17 protein-coding genes and 1 pseudogene are annotated in these 21345 nt (G+C 36.2%); 15 read left to right on the forward strand and 3 right to left on the reverse strand.

All coding sequences use genetic code 11. The features are described from left to right. The 11 genes from GOQ16_RS15545 to GOQ16_RS15595 form a co-directional block, all read left to right on the forward strand. A partial coding sequence (locus GOQ16_RS15545) for an alpha-L-fucosidase (RefSeq protein ID WP_192922540.1) occupies positions 1-883 on the forward strand: 883 nt, incomplete at its 5' end. 92 nt (positions 884-975) lie between these two features. After that, positions 976-2286: a D-alanyl-D-alanine carboxypeptidase gene (locus GOQ16_RS15550; protein WP_160070130.1), complete on the forward strand. Its 1311-nt coding sequence runs from the start codon at positions 976-978 to the stop codon at positions 2284-2286. Positions 2287-2323: 37 nt separating this feature from the next. Next, the gene (locus GOQ16_RS15555; RefSeq protein ID WP_160070131.1) at positions 2324-3646 is read left to right on the forward strand and encodes an MFS transporter; all 1323 of its coding nucleotides are present in this window, start codon (positions 2324-2326) and stop codon (positions 3644-3646) included. Next, positions 3639-4373, forward strand: a complete 735-nt coding sequence (locus GOQ16_RS15560; RefSeq protein ID WP_160070132.1) for a (Fe-S)-binding protein — start codon at positions 3639-3641, stop codon at positions 4371-4373. Before GOQ16_RS15555 ends, GOQ16_RS15560 begins: the two co-directional genes overlap by 8 nt. Before the next feature lie 23 nt (positions 4374-4396). Further along, on the forward strand, positions 4397-5275 hold the full coding sequence (locus GOQ16_RS15565) for a sugar phosphate isomerase/epimerase family protein (protein WP_160070133.1): 879 nt from the start codon (positions 4397-4399) through the stop codon (positions 5273-5275). A gap of 81 nt (positions 5276-5356) precedes the next feature. Continuing rightward, positions 5357-6088 carry a hypothetical protein gene (locus GOQ16_RS15570; RefSeq protein ID WP_160070134.1) on the forward strand — a complete coding sequence of 244 codons (732 nt, stop codon included), beginning with the start codon at positions 5357-5359 and terminating at the stop codon, positions 6086-6088. 141 nt (positions 6089-6229) lie between these two features. After that, positions 6230-7816 (forward strand): peptide MFS transporter, encoded by a 1587-nt coding sequence (locus GOQ16_RS15575; protein WP_160070135.1) that lies wholly within the window; start codon positions 6230-6232, stop codon positions 7814-7816. 123 nt (positions 7817-7939) lie between these two features. Continuing rightward, positions 7940-9736, forward strand: coding sequence for a peptide MFS transporter (locus GOQ16_RS15580; RefSeq protein ID WP_160070136.1), 1797 nt, complete (start codon positions 7940-7942; stop codon positions 9734-9736). A gap of 134 nt (positions 9737-9870) precedes the next feature. Beyond that, complete coding sequence (locus tag GOQ16_RS15585; protein WP_160070137.1) at positions 9871-10596, forward strand: polyprenol monophosphomannose synthase; 726 nt, start codon at positions 9871-9873, stop codon at positions 10594-10596. Beyond that, positions 10596-11618 (forward strand): Holliday junction branch migration DNA helicase RuvB, encoded by a 1023-nt coding sequence (gene ruvB / locus GOQ16_RS15590; protein ID WP_160070138.1) that lies wholly within the window; start codon positions 10596-10598, stop codon positions 11616-11618. The genes GOQ16_RS15585 and ruvB overlap by 1 nt, the downstream gene beginning before the upstream one ends. A gap of 14 nt (positions 11619-11632) precedes the next feature. After that, the gene (locus tag GOQ16_RS15595) at positions 11633-12385 is read left to right on the forward strand and encodes a hypothetical protein (protein WP_160070139.1); all 753 of its coding nucleotides are present in this window, start codon (positions 11633-11635) and stop codon (positions 12383-12385) included. Here the strand turns inward: GOQ16_RS15595 and GOQ16_RS15600 are convergent. After that, on the reverse strand, positions 12362-12913 hold the full coding sequence (locus GOQ16_RS15600) for a HEAT-like fold family protein (RefSeq protein ID WP_160070140.1): 552 nt from the start codon (positions 12911-12913) through the stop codon (positions 12362-12364). The two genes, GOQ16_RS15595 and GOQ16_RS15600, sit on opposite strands and share 24 nt — an antisense overlap. Before the next feature lie 8 nt (positions 12914-12921). Further along, the gene (locus tag GOQ16_RS15605) at positions 12922-15411 is read right to left on the reverse strand and encodes a S9 family peptidase (RefSeq protein WP_160070141.1); all 2490 of its coding nucleotides are present in this window, start codon (positions 15409-15411) and stop codon (positions 12922-12924) included. Between the two features lie 161 nt (positions 15412-15572). Here GOQ16_RS15605 and GOQ16_RS15610 point away from each other — a divergent pair, with 161 nt between their 5' ends. The 4 genes and pseudogenes from GOQ16_RS15610 to GOQ16_RS17715 all read left to right on the forward strand — a co-directional run bounded on the left by GOQ16_RS15610 (position 15573) and on the right by GOQ16_RS17715 (position 19802). Next, positions 15573-16466, forward strand: a complete 894-nt coding sequence (locus GOQ16_RS15610) for an SDR family oxidoreductase (protein ID WP_160070142.1) — start codon at positions 15573-15575, stop codon at positions 16464-16466. Positions 16467-16656: 190 nt separating this feature from the next. Further along, on the forward strand, positions 16657-18006 hold the full coding sequence (locus tag GOQ16_RS17710) for a sugar-binding domain-containing protein (protein WP_204987499.1): 1350 nt from the start codon (positions 16657-16659) through the stop codon (positions 18004-18006). Positions 18007-18095: 89 nt separating this feature from the next. After that, positions 18096-18578, forward strand: a pseudogene (locus GOQ16_RS18200) (glycoside hydrolase family 2 TIM barrel-domain containing protein); the annotation flags it as partial. Further along, positions 18567-19802, forward strand: coding sequence for a beta-galactosidase small subunit family protein (locus GOQ16_RS17715; protein ID WP_369073903.1), 1236 nt, complete (start codon positions 18567-18569; stop codon positions 19800-19802). The pseudogene GOQ16_RS18200 and the gene GOQ16_RS17715, both read left to right, overlap by 12 nt. 51 nt (positions 19803-19853) lie before the next feature. On the opposite strand, the gene GOQ16_RS15620 is transcribed toward GOQ16_RS17715, so the two are convergent. Further along, positions 19854-21272 carry an ATP-dependent DNA helicase gene (locus tag GOQ16_RS15620; protein ID WP_160070143.1) on the reverse strand — a complete coding sequence of 473 codons (1419 nt, stop codon included), beginning with the start codon at positions 21270-21272 and terminating at the stop codon, positions 19854-19856. Positions 21273-21345: the final 73 nt, after the last annotated feature.

Here is a 21345-nt window from a genome sequence, read left to right on the forward strand (position 1 = left end):
CAAATACTCGTGCCATATGTTAACAAATTTAATTCTTTATTTTTTAAATCTGTCTCCACTCAAAGGTAGCAACTCCAGTTTTTGGTTTGATGGTACTTGGGATCAATCTTGGATTAAATCACACGAGTTTACCTATGCCCTTGAGAAAGAATTAAGAACTATTAAACCGGATTTAATTATCGGTTCACGATTCCGAAATGACGAATATGGTAAGCGTCATTTTGATTCAAATGGAATCTTGTTAGGTGATTATGAGCAAGGTTGGGAACGTAAACTTCCAGAGGATATATCGTGGTTGGATGGAAATGACTGGGATTGTGTGATGACGATCCCACCCAATGGATGGGGATATATGAAAGATTGGTCAGGATTATACACAAAAACTACAGATGACATCATTGAATTAATGATGAAATCTGTTTCCATGAATGGAAATTTTGTGTTGAATTTTGGACCAGATGGTTTAGGGAATATGCATCCAGGCGAGGATGTGATTGCAAAAGAATTGGGTGAATGGATGAAGGTGAATGGTGAAGCTGTACATGCTGTGCGTCATGCTGATTTTCCTAAAACCAACTATGGCTACTATACACAAAAAGGCAATACACTATATCTAACTGTTGTTAATCGGCCAAATAATGGTGTAATACGTATACCTGTAATTAAAAATTCGAAAGAAGTGTCTGTTAAAGCTTTAATTTTAGGAAGTAGCTTTACTGATTTGCGCGTTAAACATGCTGATATTGGGTATGATTTGGATAAAAAAAACTATTATGATGTAATTATTCCGAAGGAATACAACAGTGATCGAGCTTTTGTTCTTAAAATGCAACTTGGCGAGCCTCGTGTAAATTCGAGTAAATTAATGGATGCTAAAATGTAGAATCAAAATTTATAGCGTTATGAGATGTAACATACTTGTTTCATTATTACTATTTATTCTTGCGAAGTTTCAAAAATGACTATTTTTCGTTCATGAAAAATCTAACCCTCTTAGTAGCTTTAATCGTATTGAATTTTAACTTTAAAAGCTTACAAGCCCAAGATTTTAATCTTTTAGAAGCGGAATTTGCTAAATCAACCATACTTCCAAAACATCATTACGGTTTTTACTTGTATGACTTGGATAGTAATAAAGCGGTCTTTGGCAAGAAAGAAGATCAGCATTTTACACCAGCCTCTAATACCAAAACCTATACGTTATTTAGTTCGTTGAAACATTTGGGAGATTCCATAGCTGGAATTCATTATATAGAAAGAGGCGATTCATTGCTTTTCTGGGGAACGGGTGATCCTACATTTCTTCATCCAAAATTGGATTCAAGACGTGTGTATCATTTTCTGAAAAATACGGGAAAGAAACTGTTTTACGTTACTCAAGAAACGAGTGAGCCAGCGTATAGAAATGGCTGGTCTATTGAGGATTATCAAGAATATTATCAGCCAGAAATTTCTACGTTTCCGATATATGGTAATGTTGTTAGATTACAAGCTAATGGTAATGGATTGGTAGCTACACCAAATTCTTTTGCTAAGAACATTGATATTCGAGAACGGATGCATCGCAGATTTTGGGTGTCTCGTCATTTGAACTCCAATAAATTTGAGATGTCAAATTTGAATGTTCCGAAGAACTTTAGTACGAGCAAGCCCTTTATTTGGTCTGATAGTTTGGTTGTTCGATTATTACAAGATACGTTGCAAAGGGAAGTTGGGTTGTTGAAAAATTTAGAAAGACCTGCTGATTTGAAAACTCTGTATTCGACAAGTCGAAATGTAGTATTGCGTGAGATGATGTTGCCAAGTGATAACTTTCTAGCGGAACATTTGACGATGTTGGTTTCGGATAAGGTTTATAATGGCTTTTATACGGATTCTCTTCGAAACGACATGCAAAAGGAGTATTATAATAATTTTCAGGACACCATCTTTTTGAGAGACGGTAGTGGTTTGTCTACCTACAATAAGATTACCCCGCGTAATATGGTTGATTTATTAGTAGCCATTAAAGATTTAATACCAGATGAAAATCAGCGTTATCTATTCTTTCCGGCAGGTGGCGTTGATGGTACGCTGAAATCTGCTTACGCGTTGGATCAAGGTGTAGCATTTATTTGGGCTAAGACAGGAACAATTAATTCTGTGCATTGCCAATCTGGTTATATTGTGACACGTTCGGGAAGAAAATTTGCTTTTTCTTTTTTGAATAATAATTATGCAGTTCCAACATCGTATATTCGAAGAGAAATGGTTAGAATAATGACTTTTATTCGTCAAAACTATTAAGAAAAATATCTGTTAGCAAAGGCAACCTTAGACTCAAATGGAAGAATATATTAAGAACGATAAGAAACTCATTCGTTCATGGGCAATGTTTGATTGGGCAAATTCAGCTTATAACCTTGTAATTACTTCTACTATATTTCCAATCTATTATATTGCTATTACTAGTTCAAGTACAGGTGGAGATGATTTTGTTAACTTCTTTGGTTTTGAGGTTATTAACACGGTATTGTCTAATTATGCTTTAGCCGCTGCATACCTGTTGATGGTCTTAGCTTTGCCATTTCTTTCTTCGTATGCAGATGCAAAAGGTAGAAAACTACATGTGATGAAAATGTTTACCTATATAGGCTCTATTGCGTGTATGGGATTGTTTTTTTTCAAACTTGAGACATTAGAGTTAGGTATAATATGCTTTACATTAGCCGCAATGGGATACATTGGTGGTGTCGCCGTCAATAATTCGTATTTACCTATTATTGCAACTCCCGATAAACAAGATGAGGTGAGTGCTAAAGGCTTTGCATATGGTTATGTAGGTTGCGTTACAATCCAAGTAATTTGTTTTGTATTTGTGCTAAAACCAGAGTGGTTTGGAATTACTGATGCTTCCTTTCCTGCTCGGTTATCCTTTCTACTTGTCGGAATCTGGTGGCTTGGATTTTCTATGATCCCATTTCGAGCATTGCCCAACAATACGCCATCTGTCATTGCGAACGGAAATTCATTGTTTGATCGTGTAATTTCTGAGTTCAAAAGCGTATGGAGTCAAGTGAGAGCAAATGAAGGAATTAAGAAATTTTTACCAGCTTACTTTTTCAATTCTGTGGGGGTGCAAACCATTATGGTTGTTGCCACTATGTTTGGTCAGAAAGAACTGGAACTAGAACAAAAATCATTAATTACTATTATTATTTTGATTCAATTGGTAGCTATCGTTGGTGCATTTATTATGTCCAAGTTAGCACGAATCTGGGGAAATATTGTGGTGTTGCTTTTAGTTACATTACTTTGGTCAAGTATTTGTATAACTGCATATTACTTGACGAATGCAACGCAATATTATGGATTAGCTGTCATGGTTGGTTTATTGATGGGAGGAATACAATCTTTGTCTCGCTCAACTTATTCAAAGATGTTGCCGAACAACCTAGAAGACACGACTGCATTCTTTAGTTTTTATGATATTACAGAAAAGTTAGGGATAGTGGTTGGTCTAGTATGTTTTGGCTTGATAGAACAACTCACACACAATATCAGATACTCGGCGTTGTCATTATCAATTTTCTTTATTTTAGGATTTTTGCTATTATTGAGGGTTCTTAAATATAATTCTAGCTTAAAAGCACGTGTCAATGAATAGAAAAGTGGAATTGTTTATTCCTTGTTTTGTAGATCAACTGTATCCTGAGACGGCTTTTAACACCGTAAAATTACTGGAGAAGGCTGGGTGCGAAGTGATTTATAATACAGAGCAAACCTGTTGTGGGCAACCTGCATATAATGCTGGTTTTTGGGATCAAGCGAAAGAAGTTGGATCAAAATTTTTGAAGGATTTTACTGATAACAACTATGTCGTTTCACCTTCCGCTTCCTGCGTTGGGATGGTTAAAGGTGGCTATGACGATTTGTTTACGAATTCTATTGAACATAACACGTGTCGTAATTTGCAGCGCAATATTTTCGAAATTTCAGATTTCTTGGTTAATGTATTGAAGAAAGAATATTTCGGTGCGGAGTTGGTGGGTACAGCGGTTTATCATGACTCATGTTCGGCACTTCGAGAATGCAAAATAAAGGATGAACCACGTAAATTGCTTTCGCATGTTGGTGGACTCGACATTGTAGAAATGAAAGACCAAGAAACATGTTGTGGATTTGGAGGTTCATTTGCTGTGAAATTTGAGGGGATATCGAGTGCGATGGCAGAGCAGAAAGTACGAAATGCGCAAGCTGCAAATGCTGACTATATCATTTCGACAGATTCTTCTTGCTTATTGCAATTGCAAGCATATATTGACAAACATAATATTCCGATCAAGACAATGCATCTAGTTGATGTGTTGACTTCGGGGTGGGCAAACATTTAAAAAACATACTAATACTTATAAACATGAATACAAGAAGGGATTTTATTAAAAACTTAGGATTGGTTGCTGCAGGGGTAACAATTGCACCATCCTTAGATTTATTTGCTGCTAAGAAATCATGGTTTGATATTTCGTTGGCAGAATGGTCGTTGCACAGAACAATTAACAGGGGTGATCTTAAAAATATTGATTTTCCGCAATTTGCTGCTGAGAAATTTGGCATTTACGGTGTCGAGTATGTAAATCAATTTTTTAAAGATAAAGCTCAGGATATGACTTATCTAAAAGATTTAAAAAATCGTGCAAAATCGAGCGGAGTGACGAATGTGCTTATCATGGTAGATGGAGAAGGTAATTTGGGTGATGAAGATGAAACAAAACGTTTAAAATCTGTTGAAAATCATTACAAATGGATTGATGCAGCAAACTTTTTAGGATGTACATCAATTCGTGTAAATGCAGCAGGTAGAGGTTCAAAAGAAGATGTGAAAAAACGTGTCGTACAAAGTTTATCTACATTAGCAGATTATGGCAAAAAAGCTAAAATCAATGTAACTGTAGAGAATCATGGCGGAATATCTTCACATGGCGACTGGTTGGCAGATGTATTAAAATCAGTTGGAAAGAAAAATTGTGGTTCTTTGCCTGATTTTGGAAACTTCTATGAATATGATCGCTACCAAGGAGTGACAGATTTAATGCCGTATGCAAAAGGAGTGAGCGCAAAATCTCATGTATTTGATGCAAATGGAAATGAGCGTAACATCGATTACGATAAGATGATGAAGATCGTAAAAGATGCTAAATATAAAGGTTTCGTTGGTATTGAATATGAAGGTTCGGAATTGAGTGAGATTGATGGTATTATCGCAACTAAGAAATTATTAGAGAGATACAGATAAGCGCTTATGCTGAAGAATTGCTTTCTTACTTTCATCCACCTATTTCTCTGTAGTGTCTCTTTTGGGCAAAATCTACAGAAGATGCAAGTTTGGCAAGATAGTTTGTACAAAATTGGACAAAATGTATTTGCACAAACAGCAGAGGTTGAACGATTAGAAAGCAATTTTTTATTTGTCAAAACTCTGGTTTCTGCATTAAAAGAGCCCAACTCTTATTTTTACGACTTCCATAAGCTGAATATGATTTCAGCCGTCCGTTCTCCCGACGATAGTTTCCGAATCTTTACATGGAATGTTCCACTTCAAGATGGATCTTATCTGTATTATGGCAGTATACAATTTAAATCAGGAACGCTCAAACTAATCCCTTTATTGGATAAAACATTCGAAATTGCTGATATCCATACGAATGAATTGAATAATAGTGTTTGGTATGGAGCACAGTATTATGAAATTGTACCTTTTCGTCCAAATCAATATTTGTTGTTAGGCTGGAAAGGGCATGATGCATTGGTAAGTAAAAAAGTAGTTGAGGTGTTGACTATTGATCCGCAGGGAAAAGTTAAATTGGGAGCCACAATTTTTTCTGATAATCCGAAAATAACACGTAAAATTTTTACGTATGCGAAGCAAGCAACGATGCTTTTGCAGTATAATAAAAACGATAAGAGAATTGAATTTGATCATCTCATTCCTTTAGAAGGAGGCAAGAAGGATCAAAATGTGCCAGACATGTCGCATGATGCTTATGTCTTGCGAAAGAGCGATTTAGTGTTGCAGGAAGACATTACTATTTTAAATTTGGAGCATTAAATCACCAATTATAGTTGTGCTTTGATATTTTGAATAGTATTGAATGCGCTGTAATTTTTTTGCGAGGTTAGGTATATATTCAAAAAAAATCTTTTCTTTGTCGGTGTAACTAAATAAAATTTTTCATTTTAATCAATGATTATGATTCAACAAAACGAAGAATTATTAGAGCCGCATTTGGATAAATTGGGTGCCAGCAACAAGCAGGTATTCGGTCATCCTGTAGCTTTGTTTGTCTTGTTCTTCACAGAAATGTGGGAGCGCTTCAGTTATTATGGTATGCGTGCCTTATTGACTGTATTCTTAATAACAGAAATTACTAAAGGTGGTTGGGGCTGGTCCAACGCCGATGCCATGAGCCTATACGGTTGGTATACTGGATTAGTATATGCAACGCCAGTATTAGGTGGTATAATCGCGGATAAATTGACTGGATTTAAGAAAGCGATCCTTTTAGGTGCTTTATTGATGACATTAGGACATGCATCTATGGCGTTAGAGGGATTTGAAAAGAATTTCTTCTACATCGGTCTTGGTCTAATGATATTAGGTAATGGTATGTTCAAGCCGAATATTTCGTCGATGGTAGGTCAATTGTATCCAGACAAAAGTTCGAAAAAAGATGCTGGGTACACGATTTTCTATATGGGTATCAATGCTGGTGCATTCTTGGGGTCATTATTGTGTGGTTACTTAGGAGAAAAAATCGGGTGGCATTATGGTTTCGGTTTGGCTGGAATTTTCATGTTCTTCGGAATGTTGCAATTTTATTTTGGACAAAAAATATTTGGTGTAATCGGGGATAAACCTAAAACAAAAGAAGAATTAGCGGCTGTTAAAAAAGATGATACAGAAGAAGTTTTGCCTAAAAACGTAGTTAAAGACAGATTATTTGTCGTAGCCGTCTTGATGATTGCGAGTATATTTTTCTTTTTAGCGTTTGAACAAGCAGGTGGTTCATTAAGTATTTTCGCAAAAGACTTTACTCAACGTGTATTGGAAGGTAGTGCTGCAACATCATTCAAATGGATAGATGCGATTTTGACTATTTTCCCAATAGTTGTAGTTACATATGTTTTATTATCCTTATCCAAGAAAATTTTCAAAGAATACCCCTTAACGATTTTATTTACACTAATTTCATTTGCTTCGATCGCTGTATTGGGCTTATGGAAAGTACAGAGAGAGTTCACTTCATTGGAAACAGAAGTAACAGTTTCGTGGTTTCAAATCTTGAATGCCTTCTTTATCGTAATGTTTGCTTCAGCAATCAGTAAAGTATGGGAGCGCGTATGGAATCCTTCGGGCCCAATTAAGTTCGCATTAGGATTATTTTTGGTAGGTTTTAGTTTTGTTGTTGTTGCATACGGTGCGATGGATATTCCAGCAGGCGCGGCAGCAGGTGCAGTACGTGTGAGTATGATTTGGTTAATATTAGCATACTTTTTCCAAACAATGGGCGAATTATGTTTATCACCAGTAGGATTATCGTATGTAAGTAAATTGTCTCCTAAAAAGTTATTGGGATTAATCTTCGGTTTCTGGTTCTTGGCATCTGCAATTTCAAATAAAATCGCTGGTGTAATGGGCGGAATGATAGATAAAATTTCTGCGGAGTATTCTTTATCAACATTCTTCTTGATTATTGCAATTATGCCAATGGCAGTAGCATTAATTTTGGTTTTGATGAATCCAATGCTTAAAAAGAAAATGCACGGTATTAATTAATATAATTGTTAAAACAACAATAACGCCCATTGTCAAAAGCAATGGGCGTTATTATTTTAAGAATAGAATAAATTATCAAAGGTGAAATCGTACTTTTGATACTTAAATTCTAAAAATAAAATAATGAGTCACACTACAGACGAAAATTTTGCAGCAGAGCTTAGAAAAGAGGGGATAGATGATAGCATGGTGCTTGGGCATCCTTCTGGATTATTCGTGTTATTTTTCACAGAAATGTGGGAGCGATTCTCATTCTATGGGATGCGTGTATTGTTGGTTTTATTCCTTACAGCAGCTATTACAGGTGGTAATCCAGGTCTAGGATGGTCAGCAGAAAATGCCGGTGCACTGTATTCTACCTACGCGATGTTGTTGTACATTACCCCAATTTTTGGTGGTATTATAGCCGATAGATTTATAGGTTACCGTTGGGCTGTTGTAATTGGTTCCATAGTCATGACCTTGGGACACGTAGCCATGTTCTTCGATGGTACGATTCCATTGTATTTGGGATTGGGATTATTAGTCATCGGAACAGGTTTCTTTAAACCGAATATGACATCAATTTTGTCTGAAATGTACAAGAAATTCCCGCAAAAGAAGGATGGTGCTTACACTATTTTCTATATGGGGGTGAATGCAGGTGCATTTTTCGGTATGATGCTTTGTGGGTACTTGGCAAGTAATCTTGGATGGCATTATGGATTCGGTCTTGCAGCAGTATTTATGGGTTTAGGTACGTTACAGTTTTGGTTGGCAAAACCACTTTTTGGAACAATCGGTGAAGTGCCAAACAAAGATTCTGCGGTTGTCTCAACTACCAATGATGAAAAAGCTGAAAATGACAAAAGAAATCCTTTCTCTGCAATAGACTATATTCTTATTGTTATCACAACGATAATTGGTTTTTTATTTGCATTTGATGCGCCATTGTATGTAATTGGCAAGATAGACTTGTTGCCGTCAGTTGACCTTTCATTCTTAGGTTTGGACACGTTGAGAGGAATGTATGTTTTGACTATTGCCGGTTTACTACTTTTCATCGGATTGATTATTTCGCGTTTGGTTCGCTATGATAAAATTGTACGTGACCGAATGATAGCAGTAATTATATTTGCTTTCTTTACCATCTTTTTTTGGATGAGTTTTGAGCAGGCGGCATCATCATTAGTAATCTTCGCAAGAGATAGTGTTGACAGATCTTTAGCTGGAATATCTTTAACCATATTCAATACTTTCAATACGTTATTGACTGTCGTTCCATTAATTTTGATTTCCTACGTATTATATTTATTAGCAAAAGGTACTTGGAAAAAAGCTCCATCTACCAATATCGTACTGGCAATCACATTTGCTTTTGTTTGGATTGTAGCAGCATGGATGTTATACAATGAATTTACAAAAGAAGCTTCTGAAATTGAGCCATCGTGGTTCTCAATCTTGAACTCATTTTTCATTATTACGTTTGCTTCCTCTATTTCAAAAATTTGGGATTCAAAATTTAATCCTCCAGCAGCTGTTAAATACGGCTTAGGATTGATTATTATGGCAGTTGGCTTTGGATTTTTGGCATATGGTGCACACGGCATCGCTGATGGCGTGAAAGTTTCTATGTTATGGTTGATTCTAGCTTACTTATTTCACACGTTAGGTGAACTGTGTTTGTCACCAGTTGGTTTATCCTATGTGTCCAAATTGGTTCCTGCACGTATGATTGCATTTATGTTTGGTATGTGGTATTTGGCAATTGCAATAGGTAACAAATTAGCAGCGCTTTTGGGTGGTCAAATTGAAAATATTACAGAAGCATATTCGTTAAGTACGTTTTTCTTAATATTTACTATTGTACCTACAGTTGCAGGTGTGTTGATAATACTATTACATCCAGTCCTCAAGAAATTGATGCACGGCGTAAAATAACACAAAAAGCTCCTGAAATTTCAGGAGCTTTTCTTTTTTTTACTGTTTAGGAGGAAACACTTTTTCTCTACTAAAAATGACTTTAAGGAGCCGTTTATTTTGTTAATTTTGTATCTTATATTTTTAAAATTATAGTGGCTGATAGTATTGTAATAATTCCGACTTTCAATGAAATTGAGAATATTGAAAATATCATTCGAAAGGTTTTTTCATTAAATGTTCCTTTCCATGTTTTAGTGGTTGATGATGGTTCACCAGATGGAACCGCGGATGTGGTTAATCGATTGATGGGGGAATTTGATGGGAAATTATTTATTGAAGAACGCAAAGGGAAATTAGGGTTAGGTACTGCATACATACATGGATTTAAGTGGTCTTTGGCTAGAGAATATACTTATATATTCGAAATGGATGCAGACTTCAGTCACAATCCCGTGGATTTAATTCGTTTACGTCAAGCTGCTTTAGAAGGTGCTGATATGGCTATTGGTTCACGGTATATCAAAGGAGTGAACGTTGTGAATTGGCCGATGAGCCGCGTATTGATGTCTTATTTCGCGTCTGTGTACGTTCGTATGATTACAGGAATTAATATTCAAGATGCAACGGCAGGATTTGTATGTTTTCACAGAAAAGTATTGGAAACAATCAAGTTGGATGAAATAAAATTTGTAGGCTATGCGTTTCAGATAGAGATGAAGTTCAAAGCAACCAAATATGGTTTTAATGTTGTAGAAGTTCCGATTATCTTTACAGATAGAACATTAGGCGAATCCAAAATGAGCACAAAGATATTTAGGGAAGCTTTTTTTGGTGTAATACAATTAAAATTAGAATCTTTATTCAAAAGTTATAAATAATGAACGAAAATCTTGATCCAAATCCAGAAAGATTGAATCCAACCGACAAGGAAATGGAAAGAGTTTTGCGTCCGCAAACTTTTGATGATTTCACTGGACAAGCCAAAATTCTGGAAAACTTATCCATTTTTGTTCAAGCAGCAAAATTACGGGGTGAAGCTTTGGATCACGTTCTTCTGCATGGCCCTCCAGGACTAGGTAAGACGACCTTGTCGCATATCATTGCCAATGAAATGGGCGTAGGCATCAAGATTACTTCTGGACCTGTGTTGGATAAGCCAGGCGACTTAGCAGGATTGCTTACAAATTTGGAAGAAGGTGATATTCTTTTTATTGACGAGATACATCGTTTATCTCCCGTGGTAGAAGAATATTTGTATTCGGCGATGGAAGATTTTAAAATTGACATTATGCTGGAGACAGGGCCTAATGCACGTTCAGTACAAATCACTTTAAATCCATTTACTTTAGTAGGTGCTACTACGCGTTCTGGGCTATTAACTTCTCCATTGCGCGCACGCTTTGGAATTAATGCGCGCCTGCAATATTACGACGCAAAATTGTTAACGACTATTGTACAGCGTTCATCGAGTATTCTGGGTGCAGCAATTAGTGAGGAAGGCGCATATGAAATTGCTCGTCGTAGTCGTGGTACCCCACGTATAGCGAATGCTTTGTTGCGACGCACACGAGATTTTGCGCAAATCAAAGGTAATGGTGATATTGACAAAGCTATCGCGCAATATGCGTTGAATGCATTGAATGTAGACGAGCATGGATTGGACGAAATGGATAATCGCATATTGTCTACTATTATTGATAAATTTAAGGGTGGTCCCGTAGGTTTGAAAACTATAGCAACTGCTGTAGGCGAGGATGAGGGAACTATTGAGGAAGTATATGAGCCATTCTTGATTCAAGAAGGTTATATTATGCGAACTTCAAGGGGAAGGGAATGTACGGAAAGCGCTTACAAACATTTAGGAAAAATCAACTTTACAAAAGGAAATACTTTATTCTAACCATTATATTATCTATGAGATTTTACTTGATTATATTTTTATGTGTTTGTTGTCTAGCTCCAGTAATTGCTCAGTACTGTCCTCCATTATCAGGTAAATTAGGAGAAACAAAGCGATTTCATATCACAGCTGGATACGGTATTACTCAACTTTATGGTGATGTTCATAATAATAATGCAATAGGATCATCAGGAACAATAACAGTTGATTATCAAATTAAGAAAGGACTATTAATTGGTGTTGAAAGTCAATTTGGCTCATTAATAACTGAAGTTACAAATTCGGATAATCCCAAACAGTCCCATAACGATTATATGGCTGGTGGTTTTAGGGTAATAATGCATCCATTTAGTTTTTTTTCTAAGAAGAGTTACTTACGTTCGTTTAAAGATGTTATCTTAGAATCTTTATATGTTGGTGTAGGATCGCTATATATTATAAATCATTATGACTATATATATCACAATCCTGCAAATTATAGTACATATGGTATGGTAGAAGGCTACGATAATTCAGGGCTCCCAATATTTAAAGACCGGACAAGAACTTTAATTTTACCATCAATGAATTTGGGCGCTGTTTTACCTCTGAATAATCAGTTGACAAGTAATGGGCCAGCATTAAGCTTAGTCATTAATTCACAATTTAATATGGGACAAAATGACGTTTTAGATGGATATACTCCTTATTCTATTAATGGTAATCCTTCGAAATCAGCTAACGATTTTTATAACTTTTACTCTTTAGGACTTCGCTATTCGTTCTAGTTTCTTTAAAACTTTCATTCCTCGGCTTTTTAATGCAGGTGTTTCATTTTTCGAAAGATCTAATTGAATGCGCTGTCTAAGTTCGGAGATCAGCCAATCTTCTCTGTAGATGAGAGAAAATAGAATATCATAACAATTACAACGTACTGCAATGGGACATTCGTTATTTTCAAGCATATCGAATGTCTTATTTAATAATCTTTCTGTCTCAATTTCTTCCAAATCTTTGGCTACTAATTCCAAAGTCTCCATAACAATCTTCGAAATACTGCGCAAAACACTCCAATTGTTGGACTTAGCATAAACCTGAAAAGTGTGTGTTTTCTTATTTCGTAAAATTTCCTTATCAGCATTCAGCAAAACATGCTCTAAACACCAAGCTGCGCGGAAAGCAGTTCTTTCTACGGGATATAAACACAATTCGTACAATTCTTCAACTGTTGCATATTTAAGAATTCCTTCTTTAATTACAGAAGCACTATTGGTATATAGTGCTTCTGTGATTTGATCAATTCTTTTTTGTTGCATGTAAGCTATTAACGTGTTAAAGGTCTTTCTTTGTTAATCTCAGTAATGTCAACCTCGTTCATTTTGGAATCGCCTAACAAATGTTCACTGAAGTAATCTGCCATCTTCCAAAAGAAATATTCAGTCATATTACCAAAGGCATGTGCTTGTCCAGGAAGTAATAAGAAATCAAATCTTTTATTGGCTTTGATTAATGCGTCCACCATACGAATAGAATTTGCAGGATGCACATTGTTGTCTACATCACCTGTCGCAATTAACAATTTTCCTTTCAGATTTTTAGCTAATTCTGTGTTTTTTGCAATATTGTATGTAAAAGTAGTATCACCTTTATCCGAAACCACCTCTTGTACACCATGGTGACGCTCAGACCACCAACGGTTATAAATATTGTTTTCGTGATTTCCAGCTCCCGAAACAGCAACTTTGAAGAAATCAGGATAAACCAACATCGCTGCAGTAGACATAAAACCACCTCCAGAGTGCCCTGTAATACCTACACGATTGATGTCAATGAATGAATGTCTATTTGCTAATTGCTCTGCTGCAACCTTTTTATCTTCCAAACCGTAATCACGAAGATTACCATATCCATAGGTATGGTACCACTTCGAACGAGCTGGATGACCTCCACGATTACCCACTGAGATAACAATCAATCCCATTTGTGCTAGTCGATCAATTCTATCCATACTTCTGCCAAAACTTTTGTTTACAGCTTCGGTTTGTGGACCTGGATATACGTATTGTACCAAAGGATATGTTTTTGTAGAATCAAAATCAAACGGTTTGTACATTACGCCATAAATATCAGTAATACCATCACCAGCTTTTACTTTGAATGGTTCGGGAAATTTATAGCCTGCCGCAAACAATTGACTCAAATCAGCTTCTTCTAATTTCATGATCAATTGACCAGTCGAAGAATAAAGATTGGATTGCGGAATAGTATTAACACGCGAAAAGTTGTCTATAAAATAATTCGCATTTTCATTTCCTTCCAATTGATGATCGTAATCTCCTGGCGTCAACAGTTTGATTGGACCACCATCTTTATTTACCGCATATAAGAAGTTATAATAAGGGTCGATATCTTTTTCTTTTCCATTTGCTTGGAAGAAAAGTGTTCCTGTCGATTCTTGATAAGCAGACAAATCATTACAATGAAATTCACCTTTAGTGATCTGGTGGATTAATTTACCACTGATGTCATATAAGTAATAGTGTCCCCAACCATCACGCTGTGACCAATGAATAAATTGTTTGCCACCAGCAATTAGTTTAGGTTTTTGAATATCTTGATAGACGTTCATGCGTTCTTCAACAAGTACACGCGTTGAGCCATCAACATTTACGGCTACGATATCAATTCTTTTCAAATCACGGGACGAACGTGCAATATAAAATTCCTGATTGTTGCCAAGCCAGTAATTGATATAGTGTTTGCCTTTGTAATTTTCTTTACTTTGATCTTTATTCCAAAGTGATAGTGTTTGATTTTTGAAAGCTGAAACATTGATCTTTCTAGGCTGATGACTGTTGCTATCAAAGATGTATAGCTCACTTTCTGTCGAATCAACTTCACCTGGCATCAAATATTTATAAGTTTCCAGTTCTGGACGTTTTTTATCTACATTATGAATAACCCATAGTGCTGATAAATCGCGATTGTCTTTACGGGTAATGATGAAATGTCTACCATCTGGGGACCAGCTAAGGCGAACGGGTTTACGTTTTTGTTCTTCTTCCAAGATGGATTTACGATCACCAGTCGTTGTACTGTATTGATCTCCTCCCCAAGCATAATATTGTATGCCATCTTTAGTAATCTGATGCTCTACAATAGTCGAATCTTTCTCATCTTTGACAGCTTTCTCGTAATTTTTATAATCCATCCAATAGATATTGTAATTTTTTGCAAAATATACTCTGCTGGTATCTGGATTAAAGATTGCCCAATTAGGTTTTGATTTTTCTTTTGTGGTATCGCTAATTTCTTTAAGTTGCTTCGAAACAATATTATACTCAAAATGAAACAACTTCTTTTTTAGCGTATCTTTCTTGTTTGTGAGTTTTTTAATTTCCTCTTTACTCTTTACGGTATCTTTGGTGCTTTGTACTTCAAAACGAACAATCTGATCACTGTTGTCTAAAAATCTAAGATTTTGAATAGGCAAATGTTGCGCGTCGAATGGATTTTTGACAGTCGAAGTAACTTTAGCCGCCATCTCGCCATTCTCAAATAATAGATTTTTTTTGCGTGAGGCAGGATCAACGATGTACCAGTTTTTACCTGATGATGTTGCGTATTCATACCAAAATTTATCAGAAAAATTGATGTAATTTGGACGTACTTCAGTTGAGAATATTAGATTTCTCAATTTTGCAGGGCTAAACTTTGCTGCTAACTGGTAATTGGGTTTTACTTCACTTTTCTTCTCTTGCCCTTGTGTAAAGCAAAACGCTAAAGCTAATAATCCCGTAAAAATGTATTTCATAAAGGTTATTATGTATTGTATACTAATTTTCTACTAAAATAGCGTATCTAAATGACGGAAGTTGTATTTGCATGTAAAAATTTAGATAGGGATATACTTTGAACAGAAACACTTCTCAATTGTTATTTAAAAAACTATTTGAAGAATTAATTATCTACACTATGAATAATAAGAAAAGTAAAGACCCTATTCAAAAATATCCGATTCCACCGTTTCCAAAACAACCGCAAGATGTCCCAGGAATTACTTCAAAAATGAATCCTATACCTGACCACGGAGAGCAAAGTTATGTAGGTAGAGGCTTGTTAAAAGACGCCGTATGTATTATAACTGGAGGGGATTCCGGTATCGGAAAAGCTGTTGCCATTGCTATGGCAAGAGAAGGGGCAAAGATTGTGATTTCTTACAAAGATAAGGTGGAAGATGAAGACGCCAAAGAAACTTTAGATTGGATTGAGAAGGCAGGAAGTGAGGGGATTCTCCTACGTGGTGATATCCGCAATGAAAACCAATGCTTAAAGATTGTTGAGAAAACAATTTCTAAATACGGAAGAATCGATATTTTGGTGAACAATGCAGCCTATCAGATGACCTATAACTCAATTGAAGATATTGACACCATTGAGTGGGATAAAACTTTCGATACAAATATTCGAGCTATGTTTTATTTGGTTAAATACGCAAAACCGCATATGCGTCCTGGCAGTTCTATCATAAATACAACTTCAGTCAATGCGTATGAACCTAACCCAACTTTATTGCCTTATGCCGCTACTAAAGGTGCAATACAAAATTTCACGGCTAGTCTGGCACAAATGTTTATGGAAGATAAATCAGGAATTCGTGTTAACGCTGTAGCGCCAGGGCCGATTTGGACTCCTTTGATACCAAGTACAATCCCAGATCATGAGAATTTTGGTAAGGATAATTCACCTATGGGAAGACCTGGACAGCCCGCAGAAATTGCACCTATATATGTCTTTTTGGCATCAGAAGCTGCTTCGTATATTTCCGGCGCAACTATTCCAGCCACTGGCGGACGTGTAACAATTTAAGGAAGTTAATTTGTCTAAAAAAGGCGACTGCTCAATGTCGCTTTTTATTAAAAGATTGTGTAATTAAAATTTTAAACCTGATATTAAGTATTGCATTAGCTAATTTCCTTTTAATTTCATTTTCATTAAAAATTTATATTTAAACATAATTTCATTGTGTTTGGTGACCCTAAATTAACTAAACTTACTAATGAGAATTTTATTTTTGATTTTAGCATTCTTAAATGCTATAAACTTATTTGCCCAAAATAAGCCTGATTGGGAAAATCCTGAGGTATTTGCCGTAAATAAAGAAGTAACACGCGCTACGGCATTACCCTATGCCAATGAAACGCAAGCATTGAAAAATCATTTTTCAAGTTCGCCGTATTACAAATCGTTGAACGGCAATTGGCAATTTTATTGGACAGATAAAGTCGCGGATGCACCAAAGGATTTTTATTTGGAAGAAAATTATGCTGAACAAGTAAAACCAATTTGGAAAAAAGGTATGCTAAATCAAATTTCAGGACAGTCAGGATGGACTTTGATGCCTGTTCCTGGCAATTGGGAATTTAATGGTTATGGAGTTCCTATGTATGTAAATATTGGTTTTGGTTTCCCTGTCAATCCTCCATATATTGATCGCGAAGATTCGTCAACTGGCTCGTATAGACACAAATTCGATATTCCAAAAGATTGGGATGGTCGTCGTGTTTATCTACATTTTGAGGGAGGAACGAACTCTATGTACGTGTGGATTAATGGCAAAAAAGTGGGGTATACAGAGAACGCTAAAAGCCCCGCAGAATTTGATATCACAGCATATATCCGCCCTGGAAGTAACTTGCTAGCTTGCCAATTGCAAAAATTTAGCGACGGCTCATATATTGAAGATCAAGATATGTGGCGCTTGGGTGGCATAAATCGTAGCGTTTATTTATATAGCACTGCGCAGACGCGCATTCAAGATTTCTTTTCACTTGCTGATCTAGACAATCAGTATAAAGATGGAAAATTGAATGTAGACGTAAATATTAAAAATTACGCGAAAGAATCTATTCCACAAACTGTAGAAGTCAGCGTTATAGATAAAAGTGGCAAGAAAATCTTTACGCAAAGCAAAAAAATAAATGTTTCTTCTGATAAAGTGGAAGTGGTCAACTTTAATGGGACAATCAAAAAGCCTTTGCAGTGGACGGCTGAGACGCAAAACCTTTACTATATGTTGATTACATTACGCGATGCAAATAACAATATTGTGGAGACAACATCCCATCGTATTGGATTCCGTAAAGTTGAAATAAAGGATGGTCAACTTTTTGTAAACAGAAAAAAAATATTGATCAAAGGTGTTAATCTACATGAATTTAATACCAATGCTGGTAATGTTGTTGATTCTGCAACCATGATTCGTAATATTCAATTGATGAAAGAATTGAATATTAATTCTGTTCGTATGTCGCATTATCCACAGACTCCGCTGTGGTACAGATTGTGCGATGAACATGGTCTTTATTTGGTTGATGAGGCGAATTTAGAATCTCATGGCTTAGGCTAGGGACCAAGCAATGTTTCTAACTTCCCAGAATGAAAAAATGCACATTTGGATAGAATAATACGGTTGGTGGAGCGTGACAAAATCATGCATCTGTTATTATTTGGTCATTAGGAAATGAGGCCAGCAATGGTAAAGCATTCTTTGATATGTACGATTCTGCGAAGGCACGTGACAAAAGTCGTCCAGTACAGTATGAACAAGCTGCTTATGATCGCAATACCGATATTGTATGTCCAATGTACCCAAGTTGGAATGATATGGTGGCAGTTTCTAAAAAGGACATAGGAAGACCATTTATCATGTGCGAATATGCACATGCTATGGGAAATAGTATGGGTAATTTTCAAGATTATTGGGATCTATTTCGATCGAGTAAAAACATGCAAGGTGGCTATATCTGGGAATGGTATAACCATGGCTACAAAACACTAGATGACCAAGGACGTGAATATTTCGCTTATGGTGGTGATTTGTATGGATACAATAAACAAAATGATGGTAACTTCTGTATGGATGGAATAATTTCACCCGATCAGCAATACTTACCGCATTCGCACATCGTGAAGAAAGTATATCAAAATATATTGTTTGATACAAAAAATGCCAATTCAGGAAAGATTACCGTAATTAATGATTATAAATTTATTCCAATTACGCCTAAAGATCATTCATTCAAATGGGTGTTGTTGAAGAATGGCGAGCAAATAGCAAACGGCAATTTTGAAGTAACAATTGCTGCTGATAGCCGTCAGGATGTACAGCTAAATCTTCCGAAACTAAATACTGAAGCTGGATCAGAATATTATCTTCAGGTATTTGCATACAGCAAAGAAGCCACGAAATTTATTCCGGCTGGATTTGAAGTTGCGAAAGATGAGTTTGAATTGTCAGGAAATAATTACTTTGCAAACGCAGCTGCAGATGGTGAAGTTGTGCAAAAAAAGGAAGAGGATTGGAAATTGACATTTGTTGCCAATGGTGTAACCTATGAGTTTGGAAAAGGGGATGGTCTTCGATGGGTGAACCTTTCAGGCAAAGATTATATCACCAAGTTTCCTACACCACATTTTTGGAGAGCACCAACGGATAATGATTTTGGAGAAAAAGCGCAGCAAAAATTACGCGTGTGGGAAGCAGCTTCTTATTTACGCCAAACCAAATTTGAGGGTATTGAAGAAAGAAACGGAGCTTACGCTGTAAAATATACGATCAAACTAGTTGGTGTAGAAGCGGAAGTGAAATTAGTATATCTTGTGAATAAAGATGGAAGTTTAACTATTGATGCGACTTACAAAGCATTAACTGATAATCATCCTGAACTTCCTCGATTTGGATTCAATTTTGAGTTACAAAATCGCTTCCAAAACTTTACATGGTATGGGCGTGGTCCTTGGGAGAATTATGTAGAGCCTAAATTTGATACTTTTATGGGGGTCTGGAAAGGCGAAGTCAAAGATCAAGCTCATGCATATTATCGTCCACAAGAAACAGGAAATAAGACAGATGTTCGTTGGCTAACTTTGACAGATGAAAACGGAAAGGGCATTCGTATAGATGGTGGTCAACCTTTATCGGTAAGCGCTACAAACTATAGAACGGAAGATTTGGATCCGGGAATGACGAAAAAGCAACAACATTTCAAAGATGTGCTTCCAGCTAAAAATGTCATTTTAAATGTGGATTTATTCCAACGTGGTGTCGCGGGATTAGATTCGTGGCAATCTCCTCCATTGGATAAATACAGATTTTTTGGAAAAGAATACCATTATAATTTTACAATCAGTTTTATTAAATAATATATTCTATTCGTTCTATTTTTTAAGCCGTGCTCAATGAGTACGGCTTTCTTAATAAAATTTCTCATTGAAATTAACCAAAAATAACTCTTTCGTCGCACGTGTAATACCAGTATACAACCAACGCAAAAATTCGGTAGTTAGCATTTCGTCTGTCATGTAACCCTGATCAACAAACACCAAAGGCCACTGTCCACCTTGCGCTTTATGACAGGTAATGGCATACGCAAATTTGATTTGCAGCGCATTATAGTATGGATCTTTTTTAATAGCCTCCATACGATCTTTTTTCGTAGCAATATCTTCGTAATCTTTTGCTATAGATTGATAAAGCTTTTGCTGTTCGTCGTAAGGAAGTTGCGCAGCATCCACGTGTAGACTATCCAATAGCACACGACAACGTACAGCGTCACCTTCATTGTTGTCCATGAATTCCAAATACAAATCCGCGAAGCGAAAACCATGCATCTCATGAATATTACTCACTTTTTTAATTACTGCCATATCACCATTTGCAATAAATCCAGTATGCTTTTCATCATGTTGTTGTAGCCAGTAATAATTATTTTTTACAATCATTACGATGTCACCACCAGTTATTTCTTCTTCTTGAAAAAGAATTTGATTTCGGATATGTTTATTATAGAGATTTGCGGATTTGTTCGAACGACAAATCACCATGCAATTTTCTATCCCGTATTTGTCATATGCATAATGTAAGCCTTCAATAAGTCGGTCACCAGTCATTCTGAAAACATCTCTATAGCCTTGTGTAATGAATTTTGGGAAAGTGTATTCGGGTGACTCCTCATCCAACTTGATTTCATTACGAATTTTGGTTGCATTGAAGAGAATTCCTGAGCCTTTGTCTTGGCGTACGACATCGGTCATTTCATACCTAAACACTTCGAGACCATACTCCGCATTTATATAACCAATATCCAAAGCGGGGCTGTAATCTAGACCAACAGGAGGTAGCTGTGCAGTATCGCCAACAAGCATGAGTGTACAATTTTTACCCGATTGCACATATCGAATCAGATCCGATAGAAGACCATCTGAATGAAAAGAAAAACCTTCTGTACTGATCATGGACGCCTCATCTACAATGAATAAAGTCTCTTCATGAAGATTTTCCGCAATTGAGAAATCCATCTGCAAAGAAGTGGCGCTTTTTTTTCGGTATATTTTTTTGTGTATAGTCAACGCACGGCGTCCAGAGTAGGCGCTCATAACTTTTGCTGCACGGCCAGTCGGAGCGAGCAGAACAGACTTTTTATTTATTCGCGGAAGCGATTGTACTAACGCTGAAATTATGGTTGTTTTACCTGTGCCCGCATAACCTTTCAGAATAAAGCAGGAATTTTTAGAAAAAGTGTGAAGAAAATTTGTTAATAGTTCAAAAACTTGCTCTTGTTGAGGGGTAGGAGACCATTGAAATTGTTGCGAGAGTAAATTTTTTATATACACACCCAAAGTTATTCAAAAAGGTTTGTCAATTCAATTCTAAAAGCTAATTTTGTTTGAGGGCACACTGTTTTAG

Origin of the sequence: Sphingobacterium bovisgrunnientis, assembly GCF_009829085.1 — a bacterium.
Taxonomy (GTDB): Bacteria; Bacteroidota; Bacteroidia; order Sphingobacteriales; family Sphingobacteriaceae; genus Sphingobacterium; species Sphingobacterium bovisgrunnientis.